Here is an 8,422-nt window from a genome sequence, read left to right as displayed (position 1 = left end):
GCACCCGCCGTGCGCGGGCGCGCTCCCCCAGGGTGAAGGAAGGCTCGATGACGTCCGTGCGGACCCCCGTCCCGTTCACGTTCACGGAGATCAAGGGACTCGATATCGACCACAGCTACCGGGACCTGCTGGAACACGGGCGCCCGGTGTGGGTGACTCCCCCCTTCGGGGAGGACGCGTGGCTGGTGAGCCGGTACGAGGACATCAAGACGGTGCTCGGCGACAAGCGGTTCAGCCGGTCGGCCGCGCAGGACCGGGACGAGGCCCGGGTGGCGCCGCTGCCCATCAGGGGCAGCATCATGGGCCTGGACGCCCCGGAGCACGGCCGGCTGCGGCGCCTGATCTCGCAGCCCTTCTCCAACCGGAACGTCGCGCGGCTGCGCCCGCGGATGGAGCGGGTCGCCGAAGAGGTGCTGGACGCGATGGCCGGCGAGGGGGCGCCGGCGGACCTGATGGCGTCGTACACGGTGCCGTTCGCGGCGCGGAACATCTGTGAGCTGCTGGGAGTTCCCTACGAGGACCAGGGCCGCTTCCAGGGGTGGATGCAGTCCTTCTTCGGCCGGACGGACCTGCCGGACGACGAGATCGCGGCGGAGCTGGGGCTGCTGCGCGACTATGTGCGGGAGCTGCTGGCCCGGCGCCGCGCCGAGCCGGGCGAGGACCTGATCAGCGCCATGCTGGAGGCCGCGGAGGACGGCTCCTACTCCGAGGACGAGCTGCTGGACCTGGTGTACGTGCTGCTCGTGGGCGGCTACGACACCCCGGCGTCCCAGCTGGCCTCCTGCTTCTACGTCCTGCTGGCCCAGCCCGAGCAGGGGCGGCTGCTGCGGGACAACCCGCAGATCCTGCCGCAGGCCGTGGAGGAGCTGCTGCGCTTCGTCCCGCTCGTCTCGCACGTGACCTTCGCCCGGTACGCGACCGAGGACGTGGAGATCGGGGGCCAGGTCATCCGGGCCGGCGAGGGCGTGCTGTGCGCGACGCCCGCCGGGAACAAGGACCCGCGGGCCTTCGACGACCCCGATGTGCTCGACCTGCGGCGGGCGGCGAACGCGCAGCTGTCCTTCGGACACGGCCTGCACCACTGCACCGGTGCCGCGCTGGCACGGGCGGAGATGGAGGTGGCGATCGGGTCGCTGCTCGGCCGCTTCCCCGACCTGCGGCTGGCGGTGGCGCCGGAGGAGGTGCGGTGGCTGAAGGGCATGCAGATCCGGACGCTCGCCTCGCTGCCGGTCGCGTGGGGGCCCGGCAACTGAGGTGAGATGCGGTACGCAGACGGAGTGAGCCCCGAAGCCGATGCTTCGGGGCTCACTCCGTCCTGCGTGCGCCTCAGCCGGCGTCCATGCCAACCATGCCGTCCGCGCCGTCCGCGCCGTCCGCGCCGTCCGCGAGCAGGATCGCCTGTGCCGGGCACAGGTCGGCGGCCTCCTGGGCGGCCTCCCACTCGCCGGAACCGGGATCTCCGTCCAGGACCACGACATAGCCGTCGTCGTCCTGGTCGAAGACGGCAGGCGCCGCGAAGGCGCACTGTGCGGCTCCGATGCACAGTTCCCGGTCGGCGGTGACCCGCGGCTGCGCCGGACGGCCGGCGGCGCTCACCACGTCACCGGCATTTCCTGGACGCCCTGCACCGTGCCGCTGCCCAGCGGACGGGCGGCCAGCTGGTCGGCGGGCACGGCCAGGCGCAGGTTCGGAATGCGGGTGAACAGGGTGGAGAAGGCGATCTCCAGTTCCAGGCGGGCGAGGCTCTGGCCGAGGCACTGGTGGATGCCGTACCCGAACGACAGGTGGCGGCGGCCGGTGCGGCCGATGTCGAAGTCCTCCGCGTCCTGGTGGACCCGGTCGTCGCGGTTGGCCATCGTCCCCGACAGCAGTACTCCGTCGCCCTCGCGGATGGTCCGACCGGCGATCTGGATGTCGGCGGTCGCGACCCGCGCGCCGGCCAGGTCGGTGACGGCCACACAGCGCAGGACCTCCTCCACCGCGGCCGGTACGGCGGCGGGGTCGGCCTGCATCCGGGCCAGTTGCTCCGGGTGGTCGAGCAGGGCCAGGGTGCCCAGCGCGATGGTGGAGGCCGTGGTCTCGTGTCCGGCGACCAGGATGACCAGGGCGATCTGTACGAGGTCGGAGTGGCTGAGGGTGCCGCCGGCGACCTCCTCCCGGGCGAGCCGGCCGATGAGCCCGGGGCCGCTCTCAGTACGCCGGCGGGTGGCCAACCGGTCGAGGTAGCCGATGAGTTCTTCCCCGGCCGACTGGGAGTCCTCCCGGGTGGTCGCCTGCAGAAGACGGCGGGATGCCTCCTGGAAGAACTCCAGGTCCTCGCCCGGCAGCCCCAGCACCTCGGAGATCACCCGGGACGGCACCGGGAGCGCGAAGTCGCGCACCAGGTCGGCGGGCGGGCCGAGGCGCAGCATCCGGTCGACGTAGTGGTCGACCACGTCCTGGATCACGGGCCGCAGCTCGGCGACCCGCCTGCGGCTGAAATCCGGGTTCAGCAGCCGGCGGTGTTCGTCGTGCTCCGGCGGGTCCATGCCGATGAGCACCAGGCGCCGGGCGACCTCGGCCTGGAAACGCGGCGCCAGGGCCGGGTAGTCGGGGCGCTGCCGGTCGGCGGATATCCGTTCGTCCGCGAGCAGTTGTCGCGCCTCGTGATATCCGGTGACGAGCCACACCACGCGGCCGTCGAAGAGCGTGACCCGGGACAGCGGCGCTTCCTCGCCGAGTCGCCGGTAGGTCTCGGGCGGCTGATACGGGCACGTCCTCGGCTGCGGAAAGGGCGGTGCGCCGGACAGGCCCCGCTGGGCGGTGATTTCCATCGTGATCCCATCGTCTTCAGGTGCGCGGGCACGGGTTTCCCTGCGCAGGCCGGGAACGGGTCTCCCGGCAGCCGGACGCAGGCCAGGAACGCACATCCCTACGGCTGGTTGCAGGCCAGGAACGCACATCCCCGCGGCTGAACGCAGGCCGGGAACGGACATCCCTGCGGCTGGACGCAGGTTAGGAGTCGTCGCCGTTCCCCTCAACCTCGCGTAGTCCGGGCATTAGCGCCGCGTAATACCGAGGACCGCGGAAGCGCCGCGTTAGCCGGGCGGAAGCCACGTTGCGGAGTATGACCCGGGTAGAAAGGAGCAGGTGGTGGATACTCCACGGATCCGAATTCTCTCGGTGGGAACGGCATTGCCCGGGCCGCCGGTCGACAATGCGGCACTGGCCCGCACCTTTGGAATGGACGCGCTGTGGGAACAGTGGGTGGATGCCTTCATCGGCACCCGCCAACGCCATTTGGCGGTCGACATCGCGACCGGTGAGATCGGCGATTCGCTGTCCGGGCTCGGTACGGCGGCCGGCCGCAGGGCTCTGGACACGGCCGGTGTCCGGCCCGAGGAGGTGGACCTCGTCGTGATGGCGACGGCCACCCCGGAGCAGCTCATGCCCGCCACGGTCAACGTCATCTGCGACCGGCTCGGCATCAACGACGTCCCCACCTTCCAGTTGCAGTCCGGGTGTTCGGGCGCGGTCCAGGCCCTGGATGTCGCCCATCAGCTGCTGCAGACCGGCCGGCACCGTACGGCCCTGGTCATCGGTGCCGACGTGCTCGCCAGGTTCTACGACTGCGACGCGAAGCTGGCGCAGCTTCCGCCGGAGCAGCTGGTGAACTACGTCCTGTTCGGGGACGGCGCGGGCGCTGCCGTGCTCACCAACGAGCCGGGCGCGGGCCGCTGCGAGCTGGCGTCCGTCCGTACCCGCCTGACCGGCCTGGACCGGGTGGCCGGGGCGACCCTGGAGTGGTTCGGCCCGGTGGACCGTCTCTCGGACCGGCCGGCGGCCACCGAGGACTACAAGGCCATCGAGCGGTACGTGCCGGAGATGGCCGAGGAGACGCTGCACGAGCTGCTGGACGACCTCGACTGGCGCGCGGACGAGGTCACCTACCTCCTGCCGCCGCAGCTGTCCGGCGTGATGACCCGGCGCATCGTGGAGCGGCTGGACCTGCCGCAGGCCCGTGAGGTCTCCTGCGTCGACGAGACCGGCAACAACGCGAACGCCCTGGTCTTCTTCCAGCTCGAACGGGTACTGGAGCGGATCGCTCCCGGCGAGCGGGCGCTCGGCGTGGCCATCGAGTCCAGCAAGTGGATCAAGTCCGGCTTCGCGCTGGAGGGGGTCTGACGGGGATGTCCACCGCAGCCGTACCCACCGACGAACCCGCGCCCACCGGCACCGGCGAACCGGGGCCCACCGACACCACCACCCCCGCGCCCGCACCCACCACGCCTGCCGACGAACTGCTCGCCCTGCACCGCTCCGGCCGCCTGGCGACGGAGTACCCCCGCCTCAAGACCCTGCTGGCGCAGCTGGACGAGGACCGCTCCGCGCGGGCCGCCCAGCTGCTGGCCCGTGTCGACCCGGACGAGGTGCTGCGGGCCCACCCCTCGCTCCCCGCGCTCACGGTCGCGATCACCGGGCACGGCACGCTGTCCGCCCTCGTCCCGGCCCTGGCCCTGGAGGGCGCCCGGCACGGCATCGTGCTGCGGACGGTCGTTTCCGACTTCGACTCGTACGTCTTCGACCTGGCGGACCCGGGCAGCGCGCTGCACGCCGCCTCACCCGACCTGGTGCTGTGCCTGCTCGATCCCATGGTCGTCCGCGACGAACTGCCCGCGCCCTGGCGCCCGGAGGACGTCGAGGCCGTACTGGCGGAGAAGACCGCCCTGCTGGAAGGGCTCGTCTCCCGCTTCGCCGGCTCGGGCAGTGGCACCCTGGTGCTCAACACCCTGCCCCTGCCGCGCGACCTCGTGGCCCAACTGGTCGACCACCGCTCCCGTGCCCGGCTGGGCGTGCTGTGGCGGGAGGCCAACATCCGGCTGCTGCGCCTGGCGGAGACCCGTCCCGAACTGGTCGTACTGGACCTGGACCCGATCGCCGGCGAAGGCGTCGAGGTCACCGACGCCCGGCTCAGCGTCTACGCCAAGGCCCACCTCTCGCCCCGGATGCTGTCCCGGTACGCCCGGGAGGCCGGTCACCTGGCCCGGCTGGCGGCCGGGCAGACCAAGAAGTGCCTGGCGGTGGACCTGGACCAGACACTGTGGGGCGGTGTGCTCGGTGACGACGGGCCCGAGGGCATCGAGGTCGGCGACGGTCCGCGCGGCGCGGCGTTCGCGGCGTTCCAGAAGGTGGTCGGGCAGCTCGCGTCACAGGGCGTACTGCTGGCCGCCGTGAGCAAGAACGACCTCGGCCCGGTCCGCGACGTTCTCGCCAACCGTACGGAAATGGCCCTGCGCGAGGAGGACTTCGTCCGCCTGGCCGTGAACTGGCGGCCCAAGCACGAGAACCTCGCGGAGCTCGCGGCGGATCTCAACCTCGCCGTCGACAGCGTGGTCTTCGCCGACGACAGCGCCTACGAGTGCGGCCTGGTGCGCCGGGAGCTGCCGGGGGTGGCCGTCGTCCAGCTCGACGAGGAGCCGGCGCGGCACATCGGCAAGCTGCTGCGGGACGGCTGGTTCGACACGCGCGAGCTGACCACGGAGGACCGCGCCCGCCCCGCGCTCTACCGCAGCGAGGCCGAGCGCAAGGACTTCCTGCACACCTTCGACTCCCTCCAGGACTACCTGCGCGAACTCGGCGTACGGGTGGAGATCGGCCCGGTGGCCGACGCCGACGTTCCCCGCGTCTCCCAGCTGACCCTGCGGACGAACCAGTTTAACCTGACCACCCGGCGGCTCCAGCCGGCCGAGGTGCGGGCCCTGGCCGAGGGACCGGCCACTCAGGTCCTGGCCGTGCGATCGGGCGACCGGTTCGGCGACAACGGCCTGGTCGGGGCGGTTTTCCTGCGCCGCGAGGGCAGCACGGTGCACATCGACAACTTCCTCCTGAGCTGCCGGGTGTTCGCTCGTGGTATCGAGCAGGCCGCGCTGACCACGGTGCTGAGCCGGGCGCGGGCCGACGGGGCGCACGAAGTCGTCGGCCACTACCGCGAGAGCGCCAAGAACGCGAAGGTCCAGGACTTCTACCCGGCCAACGGCTTCGCGCGGACGGGCGGGGCCGGGGACGTGGGCGAGCGGCCGGACGAACGCGAAGACGAGCAGCCGGACGCGCACACGAGCGAGCGTCCGGGCGAGCAACCGGACGCGTCCGCGAACGTCCGTACGTTCCGGCACGACCTGGCCGGCATCCCCCCGCTCCCCGACCACCTGCAACTGACCGATACCTCAGAAGGACACACCCCGTGAACTCCATCGACGACTTCGTCACCCTGATCCGCGACGACCTGGGGCTGGACGTCGACATGACCGACGTGGACCGGCCCCTCGACCAGGTCGCGGGCTGGGACTCGCTCCACCTCATCGCCCTGCTCACCCGGCTGGAGCACAGCACGGGACACTCGCTGTCCCTGCCCGCCGCCCTGGAGGCGTCGTCGCTGCGCGGCCTGTACGACGTGGCGGTGACCGGGTGAAGCCGGCTCCCTTCCCGCGCGAGCGGCGGCACACGCTCTACTTCCTCGAAGAGAACCGGGCGTTCGCCCCGGTCTTCCTCGACACCGAGGTCGACATGGGGCAGGTCCGGCGCCACCGCTCGGACGCCGCCGCGGACGGCCGGCGCTACTCGGTGGTCAGCTACGTGCTCCGTGCGGCGGCCCCGGTGATGGCCGCGCACCCCCAGGCCAACGGCGCGATCGGCGGCGGGCTCTTCCCGCGCACCGTCACCAGCGGCACCGCGAGCGCCAAGCTCGTCATGGACCGGCGGCTCGGCGGCCGCCGGGTGGTCCTGGCCGCGGTCCTGCCGGACCTCGGGCGCGCGGACCTGGACGGCATCCAGCGGCAGGTGGACCACTACCGCGACGGCGACCCGCAGGTCATGCCAGAGTTCGACGGTCTGCGCAAGCTGCACCGGCTGCCCGTGCCCCTGGGCCGTGCGCTCTTCCGCCGGGCGACCCGGCCGCTGGCGAAGCGGGTGACCCGCACGGGCACCTTCGCGGTCAGTTCACTCGGGCACGGCGCCGTCGACGGCTTCCACTCGGTGGGCGGCACCACCGTCACGCTGGGCGTGGGCCGCATCCTCGACCGGCCCGTGGTACGGAACGGCGAGGTGACGGTGGCCCCGGTGATGCGTCTGAACCTGGCCTTCGACCACCGGGTCGTCGACGGGGCCGAAGCCGCCGACATCCTCGGCGAGATCAAGGACCGGCTGGAGAACTTCCCGGGCGAGACCGGAGGCCGGGCCGAGGACTCCTCCGGCCAGGCCCGTGACCGCCTGGAAACCCCCCTTGGCGAGGGCCGATGAACGACGTCACCGAACTCAAGCAGTACGTGGGCGCCCACGCCCTCTCGCAGTCGCTGCCCCCGGAGCACTTCCACAAGCTGCTTGACCGCGTCCGTACCGACGAGGGCGGCGCACCGGGGTCCTGGGCGGGCGAATGGTGCCGGGCCGGCGAGCGCCTGGAGCAGGAGGGGCACCTCCTGGAGGCGGTCCGCCACTTCAACATGGCCCGCTTCCCTTACGTCGACGGCCCTGCGCGCGCCGAGGCGCTGGAGCGCTGCGTCAGCGTCTTCGACCGCTGGCGCAAGGAGACAGGCGGTATCGAACGCCTCGACGTGGACACCCCCGAAGGCCGGGTGGGCTGCTGGACGAGCGGCCTGTCCGACACCGGCCGCAAGCCGCTGCTGATCTTCATGGGCGGCATCGTCAGCATCAAGGAACAGTGGGCACCGCTGCTGGGCCGGCTGTCCAAGCTGGGCTTCGCCGGGCTGGTCACCGAGATTCCCGGTGTCGGCGAGAACGGTCTGCCGTACCACAAGGACAGTTGGCGGCTGCTGCCCCGACTGCTGGACGCGGTACAGGGCTCCGCGGACGTGGCGAACACGTACTGCATCACGTTGAGCTTCAGCGGCCACCTGGCCATGCGCGCCGCGCTGGAGGACGACCGCATCCGCGGCGTCATGACGGTGGGCGCCCCCGTCAACGACTTCTTCACCGACCGGGCCTGGCAGGCACAGCTGCCGCGGATCACCGTCGACACCCTCGCGCATCTGACGGGCGTCGCGTCCGCGGACGTCGGCGAACACCTGCGTGACTGGGCGCTGAGCGATCAGGAGTTGCGTTCGCTGCCCGTTCCGCTGGCCTACGCGGCGAGCGCGCGGGACGAGATCATTCCGGCCGGTGATCCAGGGCGGCTCCGCCGCACCGTGCCCGACCTGCGCATCGTCGAGTACGACGACGTGCACGGGGCCCCGAGCCACCTGCCGGAGATGCAGATGTGGGGCTTCCACTCGATCCTGCGCATGAAGGGCGGCCACCTCCTGCCCCGCGCGGCCCTGCGCTACGCGCTGCTGGCCGGCCGGCTGCGCCGCCGTCCGGCTCCCACCCCCGCCTGACCCACCACCTCCTCCTGCCCCACTCCCCCCGTTGGGCCCGTACTCCCCCGAGAGGC

At 72.0% G+C, this 8,422-nt stretch carries 8 protein-coding genes; 6 read left to right on the top strand and 2 right to left on the bottom strand.

What is annotated here, in order from left to right:
* The first annotated feature begins 47 nt into the window (after positions 1–47).
* Positions 48–1,253, top strand: coding sequence for a cytochrome P450 (locus tag JXZ78_RS26850; protein WP_030025300.1), 1,206 nt, complete (start codon positions 48–50; stop codon positions 1,251–1,253).
* A 73-nt stretch (positions 1,254–1,326) separates the two neighbouring features.
* Here the strand turns inward: JXZ78_RS26850 and JXZ78_RS26845 are convergent, their stop codons facing one another.
* Both JXZ78_RS26845 and JXZ78_RS26840 read right to left on the bottom strand, forming a co-directional pair.
* Complete coding sequence (locus JXZ78_RS26845; protein WP_308281064.1) at positions 1,327–1,599, bottom strand: ferredoxin; 273 nt, start codon at positions 1,597–1,599, stop codon at positions 1,327–1,329.
* Complete coding sequence (locus JXZ78_RS26840) at positions 1,593–2,813, bottom strand: cytochrome P450 (protein ID WP_030025303.1); 1,221 nt, start codon at positions 2,811–2,813, stop codon at positions 1,593–1,595. The genes JXZ78_RS26845 and JXZ78_RS26840 overlap by 7 nt, the downstream gene beginning before the upstream one ends.
* Positions 2,814–3,222: 409 nt before the next feature.
* On the opposite strand from JXZ78_RS26840, the gene JXZ78_RS26835 reads away from it, so the two are divergent.
* From JXZ78_RS26835 to JXZ78_RS26815, 5 genes are read left to right on the top strand one after another with little or no spacing between them, the layout of a single operon-like run.
* A complete protein-coding gene (locus JXZ78_RS26835; RefSeq protein ID WP_078624751.1) occupies positions 3,223–4,164 on the top strand; it encodes a 3-oxoacyl-ACP synthase III family protein in 942 nt (313 codons plus the stop codon).
* A gap of 5 nt (positions 4,165–4,169) precedes the next feature.
* Positions 4,170–6,224 (top strand): HAD-IIIC family phosphatase, encoded by a 2,055-nt coding sequence (locus tag JXZ78_RS26830; RefSeq protein ID WP_078624752.1) that lies wholly within the window; start codon positions 4,170–4,172, stop codon positions 6,222–6,224.
* A complete protein-coding gene (locus JXZ78_RS26825; RefSeq protein WP_030025308.1) occupies positions 6,221–6,448 on the top strand; it encodes an acyl carrier protein in 228 nt (75 codons plus the stop codon). The genes JXZ78_RS26830 and JXZ78_RS26825 overlap by 4 nt, the downstream gene beginning before the upstream one ends.
* The gene (locus JXZ78_RS26820) at positions 6,445–7,275 is read left to right on the top strand and encodes a 2-oxo acid dehydrogenase subunit E2 (RefSeq protein WP_050503124.1); all 831 of its coding nucleotides are present in this window, start codon (positions 6,445–6,447) and stop codon (positions 7,273–7,275) included. The genes JXZ78_RS26825 and JXZ78_RS26820 overlap by 4 nt, the downstream gene beginning before the upstream one ends.
* Complete coding sequence (locus tag JXZ78_RS26815) at positions 7,272–8,366, top strand: alpha/beta hydrolase (RefSeq protein ID WP_033040485.1); 1,095 nt, start codon at positions 7,272–7,274, stop codon at positions 8,364–8,366. Before JXZ78_RS26820 ends, JXZ78_RS26815 begins: the two co-directional genes overlap by 4 nt.
* Positions 8,367–8,422 lie beyond the last annotated feature (56 nt).

This window comes from Streptomyces monomycini, from assembly GCF_022271435.1.
In the GTDB taxonomy this organism is placed as follows: Bacteria; Actinomycetota; Actinomycetes; order Streptomycetales; family Streptomycetaceae; genus Streptomyces; species Streptomyces monomycini.
Note: the sequence above shows the minus strand (reverse complement) of the source record. Positions and strands in the feature narration are given on the sequence as shown.